The sequence below is a fragment of the Flavobacterium sp. YO64 genome, assembly GCF_004119505.1.
Classification (GTDB): Bacteria; Bacteroidota; Bacteroidia; order Flavobacteriales; family Flavobacteriaceae; genus Flavobacterium; species Flavobacterium oncorhynchi.
In genome coordinates this window covers 1-24516 of record NZ_NRQV01000010.1, presented here as the reverse complement: position 1 = coordinate 24516, position 24516 = coordinate 1, and the positions used below count along the sequence as shown (strand labels likewise).

The 24516-nt window shown below is 32.8% G+C and carries 21 protein-coding genes and 1 tRNA gene; 19 read left to right on the top strand and 3 right to left on the bottom strand.

Translation table 11 applies throughout. The features are described 5' to 3' along the window. Window positions 1-34: 34 nt before the first annotated feature. From hisC to BOW57_RS08980, 7 genes are all read left to right on the top strand, one after another. Window positions 35-1084 carry a histidinol-phosphate transaminase gene (gene hisC / locus BOW57_RS09010; RefSeq protein ID WP_129053843.1) on the top strand — a complete coding sequence of 350 codons (1050 nt, stop codon included), beginning with the start codon at window positions 35-37 and terminating at the stop codon, window positions 1082-1084. Between the two features lie 176 nt (window positions 1085-1260). Further along, window positions 1261-2397, top strand: a complete 1137-nt coding sequence (gene hisB / locus BOW57_RS09005; RefSeq protein WP_129053842.1) for a bifunctional histidinol-phosphatase/imidazoleglycerol-phosphate dehydratase HisB — start codon at window positions 1261-1263, stop codon at window positions 2395-2397. 100 nt (window positions 2398-2497) lie between these two features. Further along, a complete protein-coding gene (gene hisH, locus BOW57_RS09000; RefSeq protein WP_129053841.1) occupies window positions 2498-3079 on the top strand; it encodes an imidazole glycerol phosphate synthase subunit HisH in 582 nt (193 codons plus the stop codon). 99 nt (window positions 3080-3178) lie between these two features. Continuing rightward, on the top strand, window positions 3179-3904 hold the full coding sequence (hisA, locus tag BOW57_RS08995; RefSeq protein ID WP_129053840.1) for a 1-(5-phosphoribosyl)-5-[(5-phosphoribosylamino)methylideneamino]imidazole-4-carboxamide isomerase: 726 nt from the start codon (window positions 3179-3181) through the stop codon (window positions 3902-3904). 82 nt (window positions 3905-3986) lie between these two features. Beyond that, window positions 3987-4742, top strand: a complete 756-nt coding sequence (gene hisF, locus BOW57_RS08990) for an imidazole glycerol phosphate synthase subunit HisF (RefSeq protein ID WP_129053839.1) — start codon at window positions 3987-3989, stop codon at window positions 4740-4742. A gap of 44 nt (window positions 4743-4786) precedes the next feature. Continuing rightward, window positions 4787-5383 carry a bifunctional phosphoribosyl-AMP cyclohydrolase/phosphoribosyl-ATP diphosphatase HisIE gene (hisIE, locus tag BOW57_RS08985; RefSeq protein WP_129053838.1) on the top strand — a complete coding sequence of 199 codons (597 nt, stop codon included), beginning with the start codon at window positions 4787-4789 and terminating at the stop codon, window positions 5381-5383. Window positions 5384-5530: 147 nt separating this feature from the next. Continuing rightward, on the top strand, window positions 5531-6142 hold the full coding sequence (locus BOW57_RS08980; protein ID WP_129053837.1) for a hypothetical protein: 612 nt from the start codon (window positions 5531-5533) through the stop codon (window positions 6140-6142). Here the strand turns inward: BOW57_RS08980 and BOW57_RS08975 are convergent, their stop codons facing one another. After that, entirely contained in the window at window positions 6143-6841 is a 699-nt protein-coding gene (locus BOW57_RS08975; protein ID WP_129053836.1) for a carbohydrate-binding family 9-like protein, read from the bottom strand. Window positions 6842-7011: 170 nt separating this feature from the next. Between BOW57_RS08975 and BOW57_RS08970 the strand changes: the two genes are divergently transcribed. Both BOW57_RS08970 and BOW57_RS08965 read left to right on the top strand, forming a co-directional pair. After that, a complete protein-coding gene (locus BOW57_RS08970) occupies window positions 7012-8667 on the top strand; it encodes a M1 family metallopeptidase (protein ID WP_129053835.1) in 1656 nt (551 codons plus the stop codon). Between the two features lie 305 nt (window positions 8668-8972). After that, window positions 8973-9179 carry a hypothetical protein gene (locus tag BOW57_RS08965; protein WP_129053834.1) on the top strand — a complete coding sequence of 69 codons (207 nt, stop codon included), beginning with the start codon at window positions 8973-8975 and terminating at the stop codon, window positions 9177-9179. A gap of 45 nt (window positions 9180-9224) precedes the next feature. Here BOW57_RS08965 and BOW57_RS08960 read toward each other — a convergent pair whose 3' ends face one another. After that, on the bottom strand, window positions 9225-10769 hold the full coding sequence (locus tag BOW57_RS08960) for a hypothetical protein (protein ID WP_089055994.1): 1545 nt from the start codon (window positions 10767-10769) through the stop codon (window positions 9225-9227). Window positions 10770-10924: 155 nt separating this feature from the next. Here BOW57_RS08960 and BOW57_RS08955 point away from each other — a divergent pair, with 155 nt between their 5' ends. The 7 genes from BOW57_RS08955 to acs all read left to right on the top strand — a co-directional run bounded on the left by BOW57_RS08955 (window position 10925) and on the right by acs (window position 21579). Continuing rightward, window positions 10925-12100, top strand: a complete 1176-nt coding sequence (locus tag BOW57_RS08955) for a 2-isopropylmalate synthase (RefSeq protein ID WP_089055993.1) — start codon at window positions 10925-10927, stop codon at window positions 12098-12100. Between the two features lie 72 nt (window positions 12101-12172). Beyond that, on the top strand, window positions 12173-13291 hold the full coding sequence (gene leuB / locus BOW57_RS08950) for a 3-isopropylmalate dehydrogenase (RefSeq protein ID WP_129053833.1): 1119 nt from the start codon (window positions 12173-12175) through the stop codon (window positions 13289-13291). A 269-nt stretch (window positions 13292-13560) separates the two neighbouring features. After that, window positions 13561-15234 (top strand): dihydroxy-acid dehydratase, encoded by a 1674-nt coding sequence (ilvD, locus tag BOW57_RS08945; RefSeq protein ID WP_129053832.1) that lies wholly within the window; start codon window positions 13561-13563, stop codon window positions 15232-15234. Window positions 15235-15307: 73 nt separating this feature from the next. Next, window positions 15308-16996, top strand: coding sequence for a biosynthetic-type acetolactate synthase large subunit (gene ilvB, locus BOW57_RS08940; protein WP_129053831.1), 1689 nt, complete (start codon window positions 15308-15310; stop codon window positions 16994-16996). 91 nt (window positions 16997-17087) lie between these two features. Continuing rightward, window positions 17088-17609, top strand: a complete 522-nt coding sequence (ilvN, locus tag BOW57_RS08935) for an acetolactate synthase small subunit (RefSeq protein WP_089056006.1) — start codon at window positions 17088-17090, stop codon at window positions 17607-17609. 87 nt (window positions 17610-17696) lie between these two features. Next, the gene (gene ilvC, locus BOW57_RS08930; RefSeq protein WP_129053830.1) at window positions 17697-19166 is read left to right on the top strand and encodes a ketol-acid reductoisomerase; all 1470 of its coding nucleotides are present in this window, start codon (window positions 17697-17699) and stop codon (window positions 19164-19166) included. A gap of 505 nt (window positions 19167-19671) precedes the next feature. After that, entirely contained in the window at window positions 19672-21579 is a 1908-nt protein-coding gene (acs, locus tag BOW57_RS08925) for an acetate--CoA ligase (protein ID WP_089055988.1), read from the top strand. Between the two features lie 74 nt (window positions 21580-21653). Here acs and BOW57_RS08920 read toward each other — a convergent pair whose 3' ends face one another. Next, entirely contained in the window at window positions 21654-23444 is a 1791-nt protein-coding gene (locus tag BOW57_RS08920) for an ABC transporter ATP-binding protein (protein ID WP_129053829.1), read from the bottom strand. Window positions 23445-23710: 266 nt separating this feature from the next. Here BOW57_RS08920 and BOW57_RS08915 point away from each other — a divergent pair. The 3 genes from BOW57_RS08915 to BOW57_RS08905 all read left to right on the top strand — a co-directional run. Further along, window positions 23711-23785 (top strand) — tRNA-Val (locus BOW57_RS08915). Between the two features lie 60 nt (window positions 23786-23845). After that, window positions 23846-24097: a GIY-YIG nuclease family protein gene (locus BOW57_RS08910; protein WP_129053828.1), complete on the top strand. Its 252-nt coding sequence runs from the start codon at window positions 23846-23848 to the stop codon at window positions 24095-24097. A gap of 152 nt (window positions 24098-24249) precedes the next feature. Next, window positions 24250-24516, top strand: a 267-nt coding sequence (locus BOW57_RS08905) for a GIY-YIG nuclease family protein (protein ID WP_164973682.1), incomplete at its 3' end; no start/stop codon positions are given.

Sequence of the window (24516 nt, the reverse complement as noted above, 5' to 3'; positions counted from 1 at the left end):
CATCTTGGTTCTTGTTTCTTAAAAAGACAAAACAATGAGTACTTTCGATATAAATACAATAACACGTGAAAACGTAAAATCCTTAAAACAGTATTCTTCTGCAAGAGACGAGTTTGAAGATTTTGATACAGCCGAAATGATTTTTCTGGATGCCAATGAAAATCCGTTTCAAAATGGTGTAAATCGTTATCCAGATCCACAGCAAAATTCAGTTAAAGCAATTTTAGCAAAAAACAATAACGTAAAACAAAGTCAGATTTTGTTAGGAAACGGAAGTGACGAAGTTTTAGATTTACTTTTTAGAGCTTTCTGCGAACCCAAAAAGGACAATATTATTTCGTTACCGCCAACATATGGAATGTATGGTGTTTTGGCAAATATCAATGCCGTAGAAAATAGAGAGATTTTACTTTCTACTGATTTCCAGCCGCAAGTTGAAAAGATTTTAAAAGCCGTTGATGGCAATACAAAAATCATCTTTTTATGTTCGCCAAACAATCCAACCGGAAATTCATTTTCAGATGAAAGTGTTGTAAAACTACTGCAAAATTTTAATGGATTAGTTGTTATTGATGAAGCTTATATTGACTTTTCGGATAAAGAAAGCTGGCTTGCAGAAATTGACGAATATCCAAATTTAGTTATTACACAAACACTTTCAAAAGCCTACGGTTTGGCAGGAATTCGTTTAGGGATTTGTTATGGTTCCGAAGCTGTGATTTCAGTTTTAAACAAAATTAAACCGCCTTACAACGTAAACGAATTAACGCAGCAAAGAGCTAAAGAACGTTTAAAAGATACTGAAAAGATTAAACTAGAAATAGCTTCTATAATAAAACAAAGAGAGGAATTACTTAAGGTTTTACTTGATGTTAATTTTGTTGAAAAAGTATATCCTACAGAAGCAAATTTTGTTTTAGTAAAAGTAGATAATGCTAATAAAAGATACGATCAATTAATCGAAAAGGGAATCGTAATTCGTAACAGAACTACACAGCCTTTATGCGAAAATTGTCTTCGGTTTACTATTGGAACAGAAGAGGAAAATACTGTTTTAATTAAAGAATTAAAGTTGTTAAACTAAAAAAATATAGCCACAGATTACACAGATTAGAATGATTTTTTACTCAGTTTGCATATTTTGTTTGCCGCGAATTTTACAAATTAACACGAATTGAATTAGTGAAAATTTGTGTAATTCGTGGCAAAAGAAAAATCATTTTAATCTGTGTAATCTGTGGCAGAACAAGAATATAATTTATGAAAAAAGTACTTTTTATCGATCGTGATGGAACGATTGTTTTAGAACCTGAAAATTTACAATTAGACAGCTTGGATAAACTAGAGTTTTATCCAAAAGCATTTCAATATTTGGCTAAAATAGCCAATGAATTGGATTATGAATTGGCAATGGTAACCAATCAGGACGGATTAGGAACAGATAGTTTTCCAGAAGATACATTTTGGCCAACGCAGAATTTTATTTTAAGAGCTTTTGAAAACGAAGGCGTTTTGTTTGATGAGATTTTTGTTGATCGATCTTTTCCTGAAGAAAATGCGCCAACTCGCAAACCTAGAACGGGAATGCTGACTAAATATTTAAACAATCCTGAATATGATTTAGAAAATTCTTTTGTTTTAGGTGATCGTTTAACTGATGTTGAATTGGCGAAAAACCTTGGAGCAAAAGCCATTTTTATGAATGATTCTGATGGAGCGGGAAGCAATGAGATTTCATCAAAACGTGAAGAGCTTAACGAAATAATTGTTTTGCAAACGATGGATTGGAAGAAAATCTATGAGTTTTTGAAACTAGAAGCGCGCTCAGCGTCGATTACTCGTAAAACCAATGAAACTGATATTTATATTAATTTAAATCTTGATGGAACTGGAAAAAGTAAAATAGACACGGGAATCGCATTTTTTGATCATATGTTAGATCAAATCTCGCGTCACGGTCAAATGGACTTAGAAATCCTTGTAAAAGGCGATCTTGAAGTTGATGAACACCACACAATTGAAGATACAGCAATTGCACTTGGAGAAGTTTTTGCAAAAGCATTAGGAAATAAATTAGGAATTGAGCGCTATGGATTCTGCTTACCTATGGATGATTGTTTAGCACAAGCTGCAATTGATTTTGGAGGAAGAAATTGGCTGATTTGGGAAACGGAATTTAAACGTGAAATGGTAGGCAAAATGCCAACTGAAATGTTCTATCACTTCTTTAAATCATTTACAGATGGAGCAAAAGCCAACTTAAATATCAAAGCCGAAGGGATTAACGAGCATCATAAAATTGAAGCCATTTTTAAAGCTTTCGCAAAAGCCATAAAAGTAGCTGTAAAAAGAGATACCGAAAAAATGATTTTGCCTTCGACTAAAGGAATGCTTTAATTGAGTCAAAAGTGGAAAGTCATAAAGTCAAAAGATTCCAAAATTGAGGATATTTAATTGACTTTAAGACTTTAGACTTTAGACTTTAAGACTAAATTAAATGAAAATAGTAATTATAAATTACGGAGCAGGAAATATTCAAAGCATCATGTTTGCTATTGAAAGATTAGGTTTTAAAGCTGTTTTGAGTGATAATCCAAATGAAATTTCGTCAGCAGATAAAGTGATTTTTCCTGGAGTGGGCGAGGCGAGTTCGGCGATGATTAAACTCCGCGAAAGCGGTTTGGATAGTTTGATTCCTGAATTGAAGCAGCCGGTTTTAGGAATTTGTCTGGGAATGCAGTTAATGTGCAACAAAACTGAAGAAGGAAATGCTGAAGGTTTAGGAATTTTTGACGTTGATGTCGTAAAATTTACCAACAATGTAAAGGTGCCGCAAATGGGTTGGAATCAGATTTATGATTTAAAAACCGATTTGTTTAAAGGAATTTCTGAAAATGAATTTATGTATTTGGTGCACAGTTTTTATGCGCCAAATTGTGCAGAATCTATTGCTACGACAAATTATGATGTTGAATATGCATCGGCTTTACAAAAAAATAATTTTTACGGAACACAGTTTCACCCGGAAAAAAGCGGTGATGTTGGGGAAAAGATTTTGGGAAATTTTTTAAGAATGTAAAATTCCAATTTCAATATCAAAAATCAATCAAAATATCAATTTTGAAAATCAGAGAAGACTTTATGACTTTCGACTTTCAAACTTTAAGACTAAAATAAAATGAGAATAATACCAGCTATAGATATCATTGAAGGAAAATGCGTTCGTTTGTCCAAAGGTGATTATGATACCAAAATAATTTACAATGAAAACCCGCTTGAAGTAGCAAAATCATTTGAAGCGCACGGAATCGAATATTTGCATTTAGTAGATCTTGACGGTGCAAAATCAAGTAAAATTGTCAATTATAAGATATTGGAACAAATTGCATCGCAAACGAGCCTGAAAATTGATTTTGGAGGCGGATTAAAGTCAGATGATGATTTGAGAATTGCTTTCGAAAGTGGTGCAAACCAAATTACCGGCGGAAGTATTGCGGTAAAAAACAGAGTAATTTTCGAAAAATGGATTTCGGAATACGGTTCAGATAAAATTATTTTAGGCGCTGATGCAAAAGATGAAAAAATTGCAATTTCAGGCTGGTTAGAAGAATCAAACGAGGATTTGATTCCGTTTATACAAGATTACCAAACGAAAGGAATTCAGTATGTTATTTGTACCGATATTGCTAAAGATGGAATGCTTCAAGGACCAAGTTTTGATTTGTACAGTAAAATTTTAGCGGAAGCAAATGGTGTAAAACTAATCGCTTCTGGTGGAATTTCAACTTTTGATGAGTTGCCTAAATTAGCCGAATTAGGCTGCGAGGGAACTATTATTGGAAAGGCAATTTATGAGGGAAGAATTACTTTGAAACAACTGGAGAATTTCATAATTAGAAAATGAGATAATTAATCAATTAGATAATTATTTGCGTTGTGCTGAAAATTATCTAATTACCTAATTCTCAAATTGACACATTAAAAATATGTTAGCAAAAAGAATTATACCTTGTTTAGATATAAAAAACGGAAGAACTGTAAAAGGGGTTAATTTCGTTGACTTGCGTGATGCTGGAGATCCGGTGGAATTGGCTGAAATTTATTCGGCAGAGGGTGCAGATGAATTGGTTTTTCTAGATATTTCGGCAACCGAAGAAAGACGTAAAACGCTGGTAAATATGGTGCGAAGTGTAGCGGGAAAAATCAATATTCCGTTTACTGTCGGCGGTGGAATTTCATCTGTTGAAGATGTAGAAATCCTTTTAAATAATGGAGCTGATAAAGTTTCGATCAATTCATCGGCAGTAAAAAATCCGCAACTGATTAATGATTTGGCTCAGAAATTTGGCAGTCAATGTGTTGTCGTTGCTATTGATGCAAAACAAATTGACGGACAATGGATTGTACATTTAGTTGGCGGAAAAGTGCCAACAGAATTAAATCTATTCGATTGGGCTGTTGAAGTTGCAGAACGTGGCGCAGGAGAGATATTATTCACATCAATGGATAATGACGGAACGAAAAATGGTTTTGCAAACGAAGCTTTGGCTAAACTTTCAGAATTAGTAAACATTCCAATTATTGCTTCTGGCGGTGCAGGAAATATACAGCATTTTGTAGATTCTTTCAAAGTCGGAAAAGCTGATGCTTCATTAGCGGCAAGTGTTTTTCACTTTAAAGAGATTGAAATCAAAGCATTAAAGCAAGAATTAAAAAATAATAATATAGAAGTCAGACTTTAGTTTTAACTTTAAGACTTTCGACTTTACAACTTTAGACTATAATTATGGAAATCGATATCAAAAGCGCACACGGATTAATTCCGGCAATAATTCAGGATTCAGAAACAAAAAATGTTTTAATGCTGGGTTATATGAACGAAGAATCGCTTCAAAAAACAATAGAAACTCAAAAAGTAACTTTTTTCAGCCGTTCAAAACAAAGACTTTGGACAAAAGGCGAGGAGAGCGGTAACTTTTTGAACCTAGTAAGTATTAAAAATGATTGTGACGGCGACACACTTTTAATTCAGGCAAAACCCGTTGGACCAACTTGTCATACAGGAGCAGATACTTGCTGGCAAGAACCAAATGAAGCAAATTATGGTTTTATTTCTCAGTTAGAAAATACAATCAAAACTCGTAGAGAGAATGCTGATGCAGAGAAAAGTTATGTTGCTTCGTTGTTTGAAAAAGGAATCAATAAAATTGCTCAAAAAGTAGGTGAGGAAGCTGTGGAAGTGGTTATAGAAGCAAAAGACGATAATGATGATTTATTTCTTAGCGAAAGTGCTGATTTACTTTTTCATTATCTGATTTTATTGCAGGCTAAAGGTTTTCAACTGAATGATGTTATTGAGGTTTTGAAGAAACGTCAGAAGTAACACAAATTTATCATTTCGAGGAATGAGAAATCTTCATGAGTAAGTTCGTACATTATATAACGAATCTTTTCAGATCTGCCTATGGAGATTTCTCTTTGCGTCGAGATTTATAAAAAAAGTATTATTTTAGTATAAAATAATGCTGTTATGAAACTAATTGTTTGTCTGTTTTTATTCTTGATTCCAACTTTAAACTACGGATTCAAGAAACGTGAAATACCATATTCAGTTGTTATTTTAAAAGCCGATTTAATTGTTGATGGAACCGTTTCTAAAGTTTCGAAAGATAGTTATGAATTCACAGTAACTCAATTCGTAAAAGGAAAATCAAATTCGAAAATTAAAGTTTCAATCTGGAAGGAATGGCTTTGTGATCCAAGAATTGTGGAGCTAAAAGCTGGACAGAGACTAATTTTGTTTTTAGAGAAATTAGCCAATGGTAATTTCTATCCGATTAATGAGAGTACAGGTGAACTATATGTAGATAATAATTGTTTTGTAAACATATTTCTTCCTAAAGATTTTTCTAATCCAACAGTTTTAAAAAAAGGTATTTCTATGTTTTTAAAGACTTATAAATGCTATGGAGATTTAAATAATAGATTTTTAGAGAATGTTTACTTTCTATCCAGTAAATCAATTTTTGAAGTTTATAAAATGAAAGAAATCAATTCGGCTTTTAGGTTTTTATCTGATAATGTTGAATATTACGGTATAAAAGAGATACCAATAAACTTAATGACACAATTAATCAATTAATCATTCCACAAACTCAAAAACAGCAAATTCGTTTGGCTGATGAAAGCCAAATTTCAAGCTTTTATAAGGCTGTAATGAAAAGTATTCAGTATTGCTGCCATAGTCGATTCTAAAAGCATTTCCTTTCCATTTTGTTCCAATTTCAGGTTTTTTGAAATTACCATTTTCGATTTTTTCTAAACTTGAAAAAGGTATTTTTATTTCAGTGCAAAAGCCGTCAGTTGTTATTTTACTTATGGTTTCTAATTCCTCAATATCAAAAGCCATTGATGTTTTCCATCCACCGCATTCAGCAGAAATGCATTTTAAAAGCATATCATAATTTGTAGAAAAAGCATTTACGCCAATTTCTATATAATTTTGTCCATCACCATCTGGATCGATAAAAATTTCGACTAAATCGTCTGTTTTAAAAATCGGAAAATCTTTCTTCTGTTTTGAACCAACTATTTTTGAATCTAAAGAACGAAAAGCGATATAAAGATTTTCATCATTCCATGCAAACGAGACTGTTGTGTTTTGGCTTGCTTTTTCGAATGTATTATGAATTACAAAAGGATGTGAGAATGGTGTTTCCCAATCTGATAAATCACCATCGACTATTAATTTTTGGTTGGTTTTGAAAATCGGAATAGTCTGTGAATGATTTGTTGTCGAGCACATCAGAAAAAAGACAAGAGCAATTTGGATAAATTTCATAAAGGTGTAGTAAAAAAAAACGAAATAGCTAAAGTAAATAAGAATAATGAATTTTAACACTAAATCGGGTTAATAGAAATTATAAAATCATAAAAAAATTGATTTGAATGTTTACATTTGTTGAAGATTAAGATGGTTTAACTGCCTAATTCGTCATAAAATTATAAATAATGAAAAAAATCTTTAGCGGCGTTTTTATCGCCTTTTTAATTGGTTTTACTGCCAATGCGCAAGGACTTTTAAAGAAGTCTGAAACGGTTTTTACACATCAGGATACTTTACGCGGAACTATTACAAAGGAAAGAGCTTGGTGGGATTTAAAATACTATCATTTGGATGTGAAAATAAATCCAAAGGAAAAAACAATTACAGGTTCAAATACTGTTCGTTACACCGTATTATCAGAGTATAATAAAATGCAGATTGATTTGCAGGAACCAATGCAGATTTATAAAGTTACTCAGGGCGGAAAAAATTTGAAATTTAAACGCGATGGAAATGCTTTTTTTATTGATTTAATAGAAAAACAAAAGGTTGGTGAGGTCAAGGAAATTGTGATTTCATTTGGCGGCAAACCTAGAGAAGCAGTTAATGCTCCTTGGGATGGCGGAATCAGCTGGAAAAAAGATAAAAATGGCAAAGACTTTATCGCTTCATCTTGTCAAGGATTGGGCGCAAGTGTTTGGTGGCCAAATAAAGATCATATGTACGATGAAGTTGAGAATATGCTGATCAGTATGAATGTTCCAGGAGATTTGACTGGTGTTTCAAACGGAAGACTTCAAAGCGTTAAGAAACAGAAAGATGGAACTAAAACTTTTAACTGGTATGTTTCAAATCCTATAAATAATTATGGAGTAAATATAAATGTTGCAGATTACGTTAATTTCTCTGAGAAATTTAAAGGTGAAAAAGGAGATTTAGATTGCAGTTATTATGTTTTAAGAGATAATCTAGCTCTTGCTAAAGAGCATTTTAAAGACGCTCCGAGAATGTTGAAGGCTTTTGAAAACTGGTTTGGTCCATATCCTTTTTATGAAGACAGCTACAAATTGGTCGAAGTTCCTTATTTAGGAATGGAGCACCAAAGTAGTATAACTTATGGGAATGATTATAAAATGGGGTATAGAGGAAAAGATTTAAGCGGTACAGGATGGGGCTTAAAGTTTGATTTTATTATTATTCATGAATCAGGACATGAGTGGTTTGCAAATAATATTACTTATAAAGATATTGCTGATATGTGGGTGCACGAGAGTTTTACCAACTATTCTGAAAGTTTATTTATTGAATATTATTATGGAAAAGATGCTGCCGCAGAGTATGTAATTGGATGTAGAAGAAACATTCAAAACGACAAACCTATTATTGGGCATTATGATGTAAACAATGAAGGTTCTGGTGATATGTATCCAAAAGGTGCAAATATGCTGCATATGATTCGTCAGGTTATTAATGACGACGCAAAATGGAAATCGATTTTAAGAGGCATGAATAAAACTTTTTATCATCAAACAGTTACAGGTAAGCAAATTCAGGATTATATTAATGAAAAGTCAGGAATTAATTTTAACAGAGTTTTTGCACAATATCTAACGACAACTCAAATCCCGGTGTTTGAATATATGTTTAAAAATGGAACTTTCGGATACCATTGGACAAACTGTGTAGCTAATTTTGATATGCCGGTAAGAGTGAAATTAAATGGTGTTGAAACTTGGTTGAAGCCTACTACAGAATGGAAATCAGAAAAAACAACAAATGAAAATAGAACTATTGAAGTAGATAAAGATTTTTATGTAACAAGTTCTAATATCATAGAATAAAATTCAAAATAGAAACTTCAATACGAAGTTTTCTGAACCCGATAGGTTATTATAACTTATCGGGTTTCTTGTTTAAATAATGCATTTGATTTTCTTTTGGAATCAAAGTGATTCTTCTGTTTTAGTTGGTAACTTTTTCAAATTGAATCTGTTAGAATATTATTTTTTAATTTTTTGTACGAATATTACCTTTTTATTTTTATCTTAGACGGCAATAGGTTGAATTTGAGTCAGTTAATTCAATCAAGTTTAAAGCGTAATCTGAAAAGCTAAAAGAGTAGGAAAAACAAACAAATCATGCAATTATGAAAAATTTAAAAAACCTAAAAAACATTGAGATTTTGACTAAAAATGCACAGAAATTTATTATTGGAGGCGTACTTCCATATGTAAATCCAACAATTGGTTTATGTGACAGATTGTGCGGAGAAGCTGGTGGAGTTTTATCGAACACACCAGGTAAAGGAGATGTTTGCCTTACAGGAACTTCTACATGCTGCTATTGCAGATAAATGATTTAAACAATAAAGGCTTCCAAACACTGGAAGCCTTTTGTTTTAACGACTGTTTAGTTTCGCCTTTTCTTTTATAATATCAGCAATCTTACGATTTTCAATTTTGCTTTCAAGCCATGAAATAATATCTAGATATAAAAAAGCTCTTTTTTCATAAGTGTTTTTTTCAAGTTCAACAAAACGTGCATGCATTTTCTTGAATTCTTTCTTTATATCAGCTGGATAGAAATTATTCAGGTTTCTTAAGAACTTAATAATTTCCTTCTGAACTTCATGTAAGTCATTCATTTTGATTAGGAATTTATAAGTGTTTTTAAGATGATTTTCTAAATAATAATCTTTTCCCAGCTCATAATGTGCAATTAAGGATAATAGTCTTGCAAAACACATTAAATCTTCGCGCATCGATAGATTTTTGTTGTTTATGATTTTATCTAAGTAATTGATGCACTCATTGTATTTTTCATTTCCAAAGTAGATAGAAGCAATTTTGTAGAAGAATAACATTTCGTGATGTTCATCAAGATGCTCACTGTGCAGTTTAATTTTTTCTAAAATTTCAGGAATTAAATACTCGCTTTCGGCAAAGGTACCTTCTAGAATATGTAAATTTAGTTTGTTGTTATATACGTACAAAAATGACAGCGATGCAATATTATCGTTTACAGGAAACTTAGGATCTTCAATCGTTTCTTCTAGTAACAAAAGATATTTTTTAAAATTCGAAGTATATTTTAACATATAAAGCGATTCTAGAAAATAATGATTTCCTTTTAAGAAAAACACAGGGTTCAGGTAAATCATATTTGGATTATCATAGAAAAGTTTAACCCATTTATAAGCAAATTTATAACTAGCTAAGAAGTCCTGAACTAGAAAACTTCGCCAAAGATTGGCGTTGTAGAACCAGTACTTTTCTCGAAAACCAAATTTACTTTCATCTAATTTGGCAATATGTTTATTAAAGTAATCATCAATATACTTGTATTCTTCATCGCTTTTTACGTATCCCGTTTTAAGCATGATTCCGTATAACTGAAGAGAAAGATTTGATAATTTGCTGGAAATTGTATTACGATAGTTTAATTCTTTAGCCTGTACAACCAATTCGTCTGCACGACCCTGAATACTTCGTGTGATATATTGTGACTCAATAAGTTTTTCGAATTCAACAATTTCATACGCCATATATTTTTCGTCATTCTCTAACGCCTGCTGTTTGGTCTTGTCCAGAATCTTTAAACTTTGTTTGTACAAACCTTTATTATAAAGTATAACGGCAAAATCTATTTGTTCACGAAGTTGATAACGAATGTTTTGACTAGGAATATTCAAACGAATGCTTACCAGAATTTGTTTGTATAAGTATGATTTTAAGTTAGATAGCTGTACCTTTTTGATGCTTCCGCTCTTCAAAATAAGTTTTTCATCGTAGGTTTCAGATTTATCCAAAATATTGAATAATTCAATGAATTTAGTATTCGAACTTGTTTCTAATCGACTCGCAAAAATTTTAAACTGCCTTTTTTCAGATTTAGAAAGTGATTTTATAAGAACAAATAAGAAATCTTTTTGATGGTTAGCCATTGTAAAAAATAATATAATAACTTATTGATTGTTAGTAATTTAACTCGTTATAGATTGCGTTATATACAGTATAATTTCATTAAAATGAATTTCGTACTGGAGAAGTACAATATATATTTGTTATCAAGATGTGAAATTACATTAAATAAATGAATATGAATAGAGAGAAAGTTCAAATTTTTGACACCACTTTGCGAGATGGTGAACAAGTTCCAGGATGTAAGTTAGATACTAAGCAAAAATTAGTTATCGCAGAACGATTAGACAAAATGGGAGTTGATATCATCGAGGCAGGTTTTCCTGTGTCAAGTCCGGGCGATTTTTTATCGGTCTCTGAGATTTGTAAAATTGTTGAAAATGCAACCGTCTGCGGACTTACAAGAGCCGTAAAAAACGACATTGATGTTGCTGCAGCTGCTTTAAAGCATGCTAAAAGACCTAGAATCCACACAGGAATCGGAACATCTGAATCTCATATACTCCACAAATTAAATACCACACCAGAAGATATTATCGCAAGAGCAAAGTATGCTGTAGCTCATGCAAAAACATATGTAGAAGATGTTGAATTCTATGCAGAAGATGCTGGTAGAACTGATAATGCATTTTTAGCAAAAGTTTGCGAAGAAGTAATTAAATCTGGAGCAACGGTTTTAAATATTCCTGATACAACAGGATATTGTTTGCCTGAAGAATATGGAGCAAAAATTAAATATTTAAAAGAAAACGTAAAAGGAATCGAAAACGTAATCCTTTCATGTCACTGTCATAATGATTTAGGAATGGCAACTGCAAACTCAATAGCAGGGGCAATAAATGGAGCAAGACAAATAGAATGTACTATTAATGGTATTGGAGAAAGAGCTGGAAATACCGCACTTGAAGAAGTGGTAATGATTTTCAAGCAACATCCGTACTTAAATCTAGATACCAATATCAATACAAGAGAATTAAACGAAATGAGTCGTTTAGTTTCTGAAAGTATGGGAATGATTGTACAGCCAAATAAAGCAATTGTAGGAGCAAATGCTTTTGCACATAGTTCTGGAATTCATCAAGATGGAGTTATTAAAAACAGAGCGACTTATGAAATTATGGATCCGCTTGATGTTGGTGTAAACGAATCGTCTATTATTTTAACAGCTAGAAGCGGAAGAGCTGCTTTGGCTTATCGTGCTAAAAAAGTAGGTTACGAGCTTACAAAAGTACAATTAGATATTGTTTACATTGAATTTTTGAAGTTTGCTGATATTAAAAAAGAAGTTTTAGATGCAGACATTCACCAGATTATTGAAGCTTCTAAAATAGAAGGTGATTTAATTAGAAGTTAGTTGAAAAGAAAATAGAGAATAGAACAAAGAAGAAAGATAAATAAGATTTAAATACATAAAGAACGAGGCATTATGAATTTGAAAATAGCAGTTTTACCAGGAGACGGAATTGGACCGGAAGTAATTTTACAAGCCAAAAAAGCATTATATGCAATTGGCGAGGTGTACAATCATGAATTTGTTTTTGAAGAGGCGCTTATGGGTGCTGTAGCAATTGACAAAACAGGAAACCCGCTCCCTGAACAAACGCTGAATCTTTGTTTAAATACAGATGCAGTTTTGCTTGGTGCTATTGGTGATCCAAAATATGATAACAATCCAAAAGCAAAAGTTCGACCAGAACAAGGATTATTAAAACTGCGAAAAGAATTAGGATTGTTTGCAAATATTCGTCCAATTAAACCTTATAAAGCCTTAATTGAATCTTCTCCTTTAAAAAGAGAAATTATTGAAGGAGCCGATTTTACCATTTTTAGAGAATTAACTGGAGGAGCGTATTTTGGAGCTAAAACATTAAATGAAGAAGGAACACATGCTTCAGATTTATGTGAATATTCAGAAGAAGAAATCAGTAGAATTGCACATTTAGCTTTTAAATCGGCACAAAAAAGTCGTAAAAAGCTAACATTGGTAGATAAAGCTAACGTTTTAGAAACTTCAAGATTATGGAGAAAAGTTGTTCAGAAAGTGAGCGAAGATTATCCAGATGTAGCATTGGATTTCTTATTTGTTGATAATGCGGCAATGCAGTTGATTTTAAATCCAAAACAGTTTGATGTGATTTTGACAGAGAACTTGTTTGGAGATATTTTATCTGATGAAGCGAGTGTAATTACAGGATCTATTGGTTTATTGCCATCAGTATCTCTAGGAGAAAAAAATGCATTGTTCGAGCCAATTCACGGATCATATCCGCAGGCAAAAGGAAAAAATATTGCAAATCCAATTGCTTCGATTTTAGCTGCAGCACTTTTGTTAGAACATTTTGGATTAACTAAAGAAGCTAATGTAATTTATAAAGCTGTTGAAAAAGCAATCGAATTTAAAGTAGTTACAGTTGATTTAAAACCAGATTCAAAATTCGGTACGAATGAAGTAGGGGAGTTTGTTTCAAATTTTATTTTTAGTAAAGACGACTTACTTTATTTCAATAATGACAATGTAAGTATCGGACAATCGACAATTGTTTAGTAGTTTTTGTTAAAAATGTAGAATAAATAACAAGAAGTGGTTTAAATGTTGAGATTTTTTTTTTTAGTTCTTAAAGTTTTTATACTTTTGTCACACTAAAAATAGAAAAGAATGCAAAACTCAATTATTATAACTTCTGTCATTGTTGTCAATGTGGTGATCACATCTGCAAAGGGAATGTTATAAATATAATTGAAAGACTATATTATAAACCTTCCAAATACTGGAAGGTTTTTTTTTGAATAAAAATTAAAATAAAATAATACATAATGGAATTAAATAAGTACAGCAAGACCATCACTCAAGATCAAACACAACCTGCTGCTCAAGCAATGTTGTACGGTATTGGTTTAACTGAAGAAGATTTGAAGAAAGCACAAGTAGGAATTGTGAGCATGGGTTACGATGGTAACACTTGCAACATGCACTTGAACGATTTAGCAAAAGATGTTAAAAAAGGTGTTTGGGATGCGAATCTGGTCGGACTTATTTTTAATACCATTGGTGTAAGTGATGGAATTTCAAACGGAACTGAAGGAATGCGTTATTCGCTGGTATCTCGTGATGTAATTGCAGATTCTATAGAAACAGTTGCAGGAGCACAATGGTACGATAGTATTATTGCAATTCCTGGCTGTGATAAAAATATGCCCGGAGCTTTAATTGCAATGGGAAGATTAAATCGTCCGTCAATGATGATTTATGGAGGTTCAATTCACTCTGGAAAATGGAAAGGTGAATCTTTAAATATTGTTTCTGCTTTTGAAGCTTTAGGAAAAAAAGTAAAAGGTGAAATTACGCCTGAGGATTTTAAAGGTGTTATTCAAAATGCTTGTCCAGGAGCTGGTGCTTGCGGTGGAATGTATACTGCAAATACAATGTCTTCGGCAATTGAAGCATTAGGAATGAGTTTGCCATACAGCTCTTCAAATCCTGCTTTAAGTCAGGAAAAAAGAGACGAATGTCTTGCAGCAGGAGAAGCTATTAAAATTTTATTAGAAAAAGATATTAAGCCAAGAGAAATTATGACTCGTAAGGCTTTTGAAAATGCTATTACAATCGTAGCAGTTTTAGGAGGTTCTACAAATGCTGTAATGCACTTAATTGCAATGGCGCACTCTGTTGGAATAACAATTACTTTGGATGATTTTCAAGCAATTAATGACAGAACACCAGTTCTTGCTGATATGAAACCAAGTGGGAAATATATGATGGAGGATATTCATGAAGTTGGAGGTATACCGGGAGTAATGAAATATCTATTAAAAGTTGGATTGATTCACGGAGATTGTTTAACTGTAACAGGAAAAACAGTTGCTGAGAACTTAGCTTCTACACCAGATTTACAAGATGGACAAGAGGTAATACATGAAATACAAAAAGCATTAAAACCAACAGGAAATATTCAGGTTTTATACGGAAATCTTGCTTCTGAAGGAGCTGTAGCAAAAATCAGCGGGAAAGAAGGAGAATATTTTGAAGGACCAGCTGTTGTATTTGAAGGCGAATTTGAAGTGATTCCAGGTCTTCAAGCCGGAAAAATTAAACCAGGAAATGTAGTCGTCATTAGAGGTTGTGGACCAAAAGGTGGTCCGGGAATGCCTGAAATGCTAAAACCTACATCTGCAATTATTGGAGCCGGATTAGGAAGCACCTGTGCACTAATCACAGATGGTAGATTCTCCGGAGGTTCGCACGGTTTCGTGGTAGGACACGTTACACCAGAAGCATATGACGGAGGAGGTATTGCACTAGTAAAAGACGGTGATATAATTGCTATCGATGCGGTGAAAAATACAATCGACCTGAAGATATCTGACGAAGAATTTGCAGCAAGAAAAGCGGCATGGGTTCAGCCAGCTTTAAAAGTTGACAGAGGGGTTTTACTTAAATACGCTAAGTCGGTTTCGAGTGCATCAACAGGATGTGTAACCGATAATTAATTTTAAAACAATAATATCAAGAATCAGCTGAATCATTGAAAAGTTGAAGTTGATTCTTGAAAAACAATATACTATGAAAATATCAGGGGCAGAAGCCGTTATAAGATGTTTGTTAGAAGAAGGAGTAGACTTGGTTTATGGTTACCCAGGCGGAGCAATTATGCCAGTTTACGACGAATTATATAAATTTCAAGATCAGTTGCATCACGTATTAGTTCGTCATGAACAAGGTGCAACGCATGCCGCTCAAGGTTATGCTAGAGCTACTGGAAAAGTGGGTGTAGCAATTGCAACTTCAGGACCGGGTGCTACAAATTTAGTAACTGGAATTGCAGATGCGCAAATCGATTCAACACCAATGGTTTGTATTACAGGACAAGTTGGAAGACATTTATTGGGTTCTGATGCTTTTCAGGAAACTGATATTATTGGAATTTCAACTCCAGTTACAAAGTGGAATTTTCAGATAACTGAAGCTTCTCAAATTCCAGAAATAATTGCAAAGGCTTTTTACATTGCTCGTTCTGGTCGTCCAGGACCAGTTTTGATAGATATAACTAAAAATGCTCAATTTGATCTTTTTGATTATAGCTATGAAAAGTGCAAAGGAATTAGAAGTTATGTTCCAGTTCCAAAATTAAAATTAGATAAAGTAGCTGAAGCAGCGGCTTTGATTAATAGTGCAAAAAAACCTTTTATCGTTTTTGGACAGGGAATTATTTTAGGTAAAGCTGAAGCTGAATTAAAAGCATTGTTGGAAAAATCTGGAATTCCGGCTGCATGGACTATATTAGGACTTTCGGCTCTGCCGACAGATCATCCGCTAAATGTTGGAATGCTTGGAATGCACGGAAATTATGCGCCAAATTTATTGACAAATGAATGTGATGTTTTAATTGCATTCGGAATGCGTTTTGATGATCGTGTTACTGGAGATTTAAAAACATATGCTAAGCAGGCAAAAGTAATTCACTTTGAAATTGACCCTGCTGAGATTGATAAAAATGTGAAAACAGAAATTGCTGTTTTAGGAGACGTAAAAGAGTCTTTAACAGCATTGCTTCCTTTAATTGATGCTAAATCACATGATTTATGGCACAACGAATTTAAAGAATTACATAAAATTGAGGTTGATACGGTTATAAACGAAGAGTTAAACCCAACAAATGGTAAAGGAATTTCGATGGGTGAAACTCTTGAAATGATTAATAAGCACTCAAAAGGTGATGCTATTATAGTTTCAGATGTTGGTCAGCATCAAATGTTTGCCTGTCGTTATGCAAAATTTAATTCATCAAAAAGTAATATTACGTCAGGCGGATTAGGAACAATGGGATTTGCTCTTCCGGCAGCGATTGGTGCTAAAATGGGAAAACCTGAACGTGAGGTTGTTGCTATTATTGGTGATGGCGGATTCCAAATGACGATTCAGGAATTAGGGACTATTTTCCAGACTCAGGTACCTGTAAAAATTGTGGTTTTAAATAATGAATTTTTAGGAATGGTGCGTCAATGGCAAGAATTGTTTTTTGACAATAGATATGCTTCAACAAAAATGATTAATCCAAATTTTGTTGCTATTGCTGAAGGTTATCATATTAAATCTAAAAAAGTAACACAAAGAGAAGATTTGGATGCAGCTGTGGCAGAAATGATGGCTTCAAAAGATTCTTATTTCTTAGAAGTTATGGTGGAAAAAGAGAATAATGTATTCCCAATGATTCCAACAGGAGCTTGTGTTTCAGAAATTAGATTAAGTTAAGAAAAAAAGTTTCAGGTTTCAGGTTTCAAGTTTCAAGTTCTGCTGAGTACGTGAAACGTGAAACTTGAAATAAAATAAACTAGAAAAAACAATGGAAGATAAAACATTTACCATATCGGTATATTCAGAGAATAACGTAGGATTGTTGAATAGGATATCGGGAATATTCTTAAAGCGACACATTAATATATTAAGCTTAAACGTTTCAGAATCAGAAATAGAAAATGTTTCTAGATTTATCATTGTGGTAAACACAACTGAAAAATGGGTTCAGAATATTGTTGGACAAATCGAAAAACAAATTGAAGTTATAAAAGCTTTCTATCATACAGATGAAGAAACTATTTATTTAGAGAATGCTTTATTTAAAATACAATCAAGTTTGTTGTTTGATGAAAAGCAAATTCAGAATATCATCAAAGACAGTCAATCTACGATTGTAACAGTTTCTAGAGATTTCTTTGTGATTTCTAAATCTGGAAGACGTTCTGAAATAGAGGAATTGTATGCAAAATTCAAACCTTATGGAATTATGCAGTTTGTACGTTCTGGAAGAATTTCGGTTTCTAAAGAAAAAATGGAAATTTCATCTTTATTAGAAACTTTTAAATAGTAACAATTAAACCGTGATTTTGCGATCACAATCATTTATAGATTAATCAATTATTAAATTTCATTTCATTAAATATTTTAAAACAAAATGGCAAATTATTTCAATACATTACCGCTTAGATTACAATTAGAACAATTAGGAGTTTGTGAATTTATGGAGCAATCAGAATTTGCAGACGGAATTTCAGCATTAGCAGGAAAAAAAGTTGTTATTGTAGGTTGTGGTGCACAAGGTTTGAATCAAGGTTTAAACATGAGAGATTCTGGTTTAGACATTTCTTATGCATTGCGTGCAGATGCAATTGCAGAAAAGAGAGCTTCATACAAAAATGCAACTGAAAACGGTTTTAAGGTAGGTACTTATGAAGAATTAATTCCAACTGCTGATTTAGTTTGTAATCTTACACCAGATAAACAACACACGGCTGTAGTAACTGCTATTATGCCATTAATGAAACAAGGATCGACTTTGGCATATTCTCACGGTTTCAATATTGTTGAAGAAGGAATGCAAATTCGTAAAGATATTACTGTAATTATGTGTGCTCCTAAATGCCCAGGTTCTGAGGTACGTGAGGAGTATAAAAGAGGTTTTGGTGTACCAACACTTATTGCGGTTCACCCAGAGAATGATCCAAACGGATTTGGTTTAGATCAGGCAAAAGCTTACGCTGTAGCAACTGGAGGACACAAAGCGGGAGTTTTAAAATCATCATTTGTAGCTGAAGTAAAATCTGATTTAATGGGTGAGCAAACAATTCTTTGCGGATTATTGCAAACTGGATCTATTTTATGTTTTGATAAAATGGTTGAAAAAGGAATCGATAAAGCTTATGCTTCAAAATTAATTCAGTACGGATGGGAAACTATCACTGAGGCGTTGAAACACGGAGGTATCACAAATATGATGGATCGTTTGTCAAACCCTGCAAAAATTGAAGCTTACGAATTAGCAGAAGAATTGAAAGACATTATGCGTCCATTATTTCAAAAACACCAAGACGATATTATTTCTGGAGAATTCTCAAGAACTATGATGATTGACTGGGCAAATGATGATGTTAATTTGTTGAAATGGAGAGCTGCAACAGGAGAAACTAACTTCGAAAAAACAGCACCGCAAGAAGCGCCAATCTCTGAGCAAGAATATTTTGATAATGGAGTTTTAATGATTGCAATGGTAAAAGCTGGTGTTGAATTGGCTTTTGAAACTATGACTGAAGCTGGAATTATCGAAGAATCTGCTTATTATGAGTCTCTTCACGAGTTGCCATTAATTGCAAATACTATTGCAAGAAAGAAATTGTTCGAAATGAACCGCGTAATTTCTGATACTGCAGAGTATGGCTGTTATTTATTTGATCATGCATGTAAACCGTTATTGACAGAATTTATGAAAACTGTTGATACTAATATAATTGGTAAATCATTTTCGACTACAAACGGAGTAGATAATGCAGTTTTAATTGCTGTAAATAAAGAAATCCGTCAACATCCTATCGAAGAAGTAGGAGCTTGGTTAAGAGAGTCGATGACTGCAATGAAAAAAATTGGATAATAAATTTGGGAATTTCCATACATACGAATGTTGTGGAGTTTGCACTGTATCAATGTTTTAAATTAATATTTTGAATTAGTAAGCACTTATTAAAAAAAAATAGATATAGATGCATGATGCATTCACTTAACTTCAATGATTTTAGAAAGTTAAGTGAAGCAGATCCCTTAAAAAGGGTATGTTTTTTTTAGGAAAATGTACTTGTTGAAATTTCTTTTTTAATTAATAAGGATGCTGCTATTTTCAAAATAGAAAAAAGCATGGTAATGCAGAATTACAGAATTAATTGTTATTGAAATTTGTTAATGTAAAAAGGTATGATAGTTTAGTTTGTCATACCTTTTTTCAATTTACATTTTATTTCAAAAATGTATTTTTTTAGAATAACTTCAAAAAAAGCGAGTATTTTTTTTAATATGTGTTTTTTTTTGATAAAATTTATGAATTAAATAATTTTAAGAATAGACTGAGATTTAATACTTTTATAAAAAAATTCCACAAACATATGAGTTATTATAAAATTGAAAATTTAGAACAATATTTTAAACATTACAATAAGTCAATAAGGGAGCCAAGAAAATTTTGGGGGAAAATTGCAGAAGAAAATTTTACTTGGTACCAACAATGGGAAAAAGTAGTTGATTTTAATATGGCTGATGCTGAAGTAAAATGGTTTACAGAGGCGAAAGTTAATATTACTAAAAATTGTATTGATAGACACTTAAGTAAAAGAGGAGAAAAAACGGCAATTATTTTTGAACCGAATGATCCGTCTGAAAGTGCTTTACATATAACGTATAATGAATTATACGAAAGAGTTTCAAAAATGGCGAATGTTTTGCGTGAGCAAGGAGTTCGTAAAGGAGATCGTGTTTGTATTTATTTACCAATGATTCCTGAGCTTGCTGTTTCAGTTTTGGCTTGTGCAAGAATTGGTGCTATTCACTCTGTAATTTTTGCAGGATTTTCTGCTTCAGCAGTTTCTGCAAGAATCAATGACTGCGAATGTAAAATGGTTATTACATCTGATGGAGGTTACAGAGGAAATAAAACTATTGATTTAAAAGGTATTGTTGATGAGGCGTTAGACAGCTGTCCATCAGTTTCTAAAGTTTTGGTTGTAAAAAGAACTAAAACTGAAGTTGCAATGAAAGAAGGTCGTGACGAATGGTTACAGCCTTTATTAGATGCTGCTTTAGATAATAGTGTAGCTGAAATTATGGATGCAGAAGATCCGTTGTTTATTTTATATACTTCTGGATCAACAGGAAAACCAAAAGGAATGGTTCATACTACAGCTGGATATATGGTTTACACAGCATATACATTCAAAAATGTTTTCAGCTATGAAGAAAATGATATTTTCTGGTGTACTGCAGATATAGGTTGGATTACTGGTCACTCTTATATATTATACGGACCGTTATTAAATGGAGGAACAACTGTAATTTTTGAAGGAGTTCCATCTTACCCAGATTTCAGCCGTTTTTGGGATATTATAGAGAAACATAAAATCACACAGTTTTATACAGCGCCAACAGCAATACGTTCGTTAGCAAAAGAAAGTTTAGATTATATTCAAAAATATCCTCTAAAATCACTTAAAGTTATCGGATCTGTTGGAGAACCAATTAACGAAGAAGCTTGGCACTGGTTTAATGACCACGTAGGAGATAAAAGATGTCCGGTAGTTGATACTTGGTGGCAGACAGAAACTGGTGGAATTATGATTTCGCCAATTGCATTTGTTACGCCAACAAAACCAACATACGCAACTTTACCATTGCCGGGGATTCAGCCAGTTTTAATGGATGAAAAACGTAACGAAATTGAAGGAAATCAGGTAGTTGGAAGTTTATGTATTAAGTTTCCTTGGCCGGGAATTGCTAGAACTATTTGGGGAGATCACCAACGTTATAAAGACACTTATTTCTCTGCTTTCCCTGGAAAGTATTTTACAGGAGACGGAGCTTTAAGAGACGAAGTTGGATATTATAGAATTACAGGTAGAGTAGATGATGTTGTAATTGTTTCTGGGCATAATTTAGGAACTGCTCCAATCGAAGATGCGATCAATGAGCATCCTGCTGTAGCAGAATCTGCAATTGTTGGATTCCCTCATGATATTAAAGGAAATGCTTTATATGGTTTCGTTATTCTTAAAGAAACAGGAGAGGTTAGAGATAGATCAAACTTGAGTAAAGAGATTAATCAATATATTTCTGATCACATTGGACCAATTGCGAAATTAGATAAAATTCAATTCGTTTCTGGTTTGCCAAAAACACGATCTGGAAAAATTATGCGTAGAATTTTACGTAAAATAGCTGAGGGTGATTTCTCTAATTTTGGAGATACTTCAACTTTATTAAATCCAGAAATTGTAGAAATTATTACAAAAGAAAGAGTTTAATTAGATAAACAGATAATAAAAAAAAACAAGCCGTCTCATTTGAGACGGCTTATTTTTTTATTGAATTTTATAAATTAAGAATTGCTAAATTGAAGATTACTAAGGTTTTTGTAAATTCCGTTTTCTAAATTTATCAATTCCTGATGTGTACCTTCTTCAGTAATTATACCATTGTCTAATACCAAAATTTTATCTGCATTTCTGATTGTCGAAAGTCGGTGAGCGATGATGATACTAGTTCTTCCTTCCATTAAAACCTCTAAAGCTTCTTGAACCAGTTTTTCGCTTTCACTATCCAATGATGAAGTTGCTTCGTCTAAAATTAAAATACTAGGGTTTTTAAGCAATGCTCTTGCAATCGCAATACGCTGACGTTGTCCTCCAGATAATTTAACACCGCGTTCTCCAACTAAAGTCTCAAATTTTTCTGGAAAACCATCCACAAAATTGAAAGCGTTTGCTTGTTTTGCTGCTGCTACAATTTCTTCCTCAGAAGCATTTGGTTTACCATACGCAATGTTTTCCTTTATAGTTCCTCCAAATAATATAACATCCTGAGGTACGATACTCATATTGCCGCGAAGATTTTCTAAATCGTAATCATAAATATTTTTTCCATCAACTGTAATTTCTCCCGAAGTAATATCGTAAAAACGAAGAAGCAAAGAGGAGATTGTTGATTTTCCTGCGCCGCTCGGACCTACTATTGCAATTTTTTGTCCAAAAGCAGCAGAGAAATTGACATCTTTAAGAACCTGAACTTCTTTGCGAGAAGGATAACTGAATGCTACATTTTTAAAAGTAACATTTCCTTTTATTTTTTCTAAAGTTGATGCATTTGGTTTTGCATTAATCTCTTCTGGTTTTTCCTCTAGTAACTCAAAAACACGCTCGGTTGCTCCAACTGCTTTTTGAATTTGTGCGTACATTTCGGCAATTCCTCCAAAAGAAGCACCAATAAAAGTAGTATAAAGCACAAAAGAAATTAAATCTCCAACGCCTTCAACTTCTCCTTTTATAGTTAATGTAATACCGTACCAAACTACGGCTACTACGCATCCAAAAAGACATAAAATAATAAAGGAAGCAAAGTAACCTCTATATTGACCGCCTTTGATGGCAATTTTTACTATTTCTTTGATTTTATTTTTGTAACGCTGAATTTCATACCATTCGTTAGCAAAAGCTTTTACATTGCTTATTCCCTGTAATGTTTCCTCAACGATAACTTGGCTTTCGGCAACTTTATCTTGAGTTTTCTTTCCGTACTTACGAATAAACCTTCCGAATACAACAGCTGCTACCGCCACAATTGGTACAATTGCCAGCATCATAAGGGTTAATTTTGGGCTTATGCTTCCTAATATTACAAAACCTCCAATAATTAATATAAGCTGACGTAAAAATTCGGCAATTGTTGTGGTGAAAGTATCTTGCAATTGCGATATATCAGCACTTATTCGGCTGTTTAACTCTCCAACACGTTTTTGCGAAAAGAATGACATTGGCAGCTTAACCAAATTTTCATATAAAGCAAAACGAATATTAGATAATGAGTTTTCGGTAAAGTTTACGAAAAGTGAAATCCTAAAAAATGAGAATATCGCTTGTAGTGTTAATATAACCATTAATGCTACGGCAATTTCATTCGCTCTATTTAAATCTTTATTAGTTACGCAATCTACAAGCATTCCCATTAATTTAGGAAAGGCGAGGGCAGTGGCGCTGGTTAGTAGTAGAAAAATTAAGCCTAGAAAAAATTTCCATTTATGGTTTTTACCGTATTTAAAAATTCTGAGTGCTTTTTGAAGAGAATTAGAGTCTAATTTAGCTTTAGGTAAATCGTTTTCTTGAAATCTTGCCATTTGTATATACAATTAAAGTAATGCAAATGTATGACTATAGCAAGCGAATACAAAGTGTTATTATAAATTAGACATTCAGATTTTGTTTTTTAACTAAATAGTAAGAAAACGGTGCTTTTTATGTTTTGTTTAAAAAGCTGAAAAATAGAGTGGTAAATATAAAAGCAAAAAAATATTTCATTTTTTTTGAAAATATGCTTGCAAATACGAAATCTAGCTGTATATTTGCACTCGCAATCACGAAATGATAGCAGCCTAGTAAAGTAGGGCGATTAGCTCAGCTGGTTCAGAGCACCTCGTTTACACCGAGGGGGTCGGGGGTTCGAACCCCTCATCGCCCACAAAATTCCAAAAACTCCAAAGTCTTATGATTTTGGAGTTTTTTGCTTTATATAATTTGTATGATTTTTGTTGTTTATATATTGTTTAGTGAAAGCAAGAATAGATATTACATTGGATTTACTTCCAATTTAGAAGAAAGACTAGTTCGTCATAATCAAAAAAGTAAAGGATTCACAGGAAATGTAAACGACTGGAAAGTTGTTTATATAGAAAACTATGAAACCAAAGAAACTGCTCATAAAAGAGAGCTGCAAATTAAATCCTGGAAAAGTCGAATAAAAATCGAAGACTTAATTAAAAACAAAGATTAGCTCAGAGGTTTCAGAGCATTCCGATTTTTCATCGGAAGTGGTCGGGGGTTCGAACCTTCCGATGAAAAATCGGAACAAGCTATCATCGCCCACAAAATTCCAAGAACTCCAAAGTCTTATGATTTTGGAGTTTTTTGCTTTATATAATTTGTATGATTTTTGTTGTTTATATATTGTTTAGTGAAAGCAAGAATAGATATTACATTGGATTTACTTCCAATTTAGAAGAAAGACTAGTTCGTCATAATCAAAAAAGTAAAGGATTCAAAGGAAATGTAAACGACTGGAAAGTTGTTTATATAGAAAACTATGAAACCAAAGAAACTGCTCATAAAAGAGAGCTGCAAATTAAATCCTGGAAGAGTCGAATAAAAATCGAAACAAGCTATCAACGCTCACTGAAACACAAAAAAACTCTA

What these genes read in the sequence shown, in the direction of transcription:
- ilvN (WP_089056006.1), top strand. Translation starts at nt 17,088, where the DNA reads ATGGAAGATAAAACATTTACCATATCGGTATATTCAGAGAATAACGTA.
- leuB (WP_129053833.1), top strand. Translation starts at nt 12,173, where the DNA reads ATGAATTTGAAAATAGCAGTTTTACCAGGAGACGGAATTGGACCGGAA.
- hisA (WP_129053840.1), top strand. Translation starts at nt 3,179, where the DNA reads ATGAGAATAATACCAGCTATAGATATCATTGAAGGAAAATGCGTTCGT.
- ilvD (WP_129053832.1), top strand. Translation starts at nt 13,561, where the DNA reads ATGGAATTAAATAAGTACAGCAAGACCATCACTCAAGATCAAACACAA.
- BOW57_RS08975 (WP_129053836.1), bottom strand. Translation starts at nt 6,841, where the DNA reads ATGAAATTTATCCAAATTGCTCTTGTCTTTTTTCTGATGTGCTCGACA.
- BOW57_RS08910 (WP_129053828.1), top strand. Translation starts at nt 23,846, where the DNA reads ATGATTTTTGTTGTTTATATATTGTTTAGTGAAAGCAAGAATAGATAT.
- hisF (WP_129053839.1), top strand. Translation starts at nt 3,987, where the DNA reads ATGTTAGCAAAAAGAATTATACCTTGTTTAGATATAAAAAACGGAAGA.
- BOW57_RS08970 (WP_129053835.1), top strand. Translation starts at nt 7,012, where the DNA reads ATGAAAAAAATCTTTAGCGGCGTTTTTATCGCCTTTTTAATTGGTTTT.
- BOW57_RS08955 (WP_089055993.1), top strand. Translation starts at nt 10,925, where the DNA reads ATGAATAGAGAGAAAGTTCAAATTTTTGACACCACTTTGCGAGATGGT.
- hisH (WP_129053841.1), top strand. Translation starts at nt 2,498, where the DNA reads ATGAAAATAGTAATTATAAATTACGGAGCAGGAAATATTCAAAGCATC.
- BOW57_RS08960 (WP_089055994.1), bottom strand. Translation starts at nt 10,769, where the DNA reads ATGGCTAACCATCAAAAAGATTTCTTATTTGTTCTTATAAAATCACTT.
- hisB (WP_129053842.1), top strand. Translation starts at nt 1,261, where the DNA reads ATGAAAAAAGTACTTTTTATCGATCGTGATGGAACGATTGTTTTAGAA.
- acs (WP_089055988.1), top strand. Translation starts at nt 19,672, where the DNA reads ATGAGTTATTATAAAATTGAAAATTTAGAACAATATTTTAAACATTAC.
- ilvB (WP_129053831.1), top strand. Translation starts at nt 15,308, where the DNA reads ATGAAAATATCAGGGGCAGAAGCCGTTATAAGATGTTTGTTAGAAGAA.
- hisC (WP_129053843.1), top strand. Translation starts at nt 35, where the DNA reads ATGAGTACTTTCGATATAAATACAATAACACGTGAAAACGTAAAATCC.
- BOW57_RS08980 (WP_129053837.1), top strand. Translation starts at nt 5,531, where the DNA reads ATGAAACTAATTGTTTGTCTGTTTTTATTCTTGATTCCAACTTTAAAC.
- BOW57_RS08920 (WP_129053829.1), bottom strand. Translation starts at nt 23,444, where the DNA reads ATGGCAAGATTTCAAGAAAACGATTTACCTAAAGCTAAATTAGACTCT.
- hisIE (WP_129053838.1), top strand. Translation starts at nt 4,787, where the DNA reads ATGGAAATCGATATCAAAAGCGCACACGGATTAATTCCGGCAATAATT.
- ilvC (WP_129053830.1), top strand. Translation starts at nt 17,697, where the DNA reads ATGGCAAATTATTTCAATACATTACCGCTTAGATTACAATTAGAACAA.
- BOW57_RS08965 (WP_129053834.1), top strand. Translation starts at nt 8,973, where the DNA reads ATGAAAAATTTAAAAAACCTAAAAAACATTGAGATTTTGACTAAAAAT.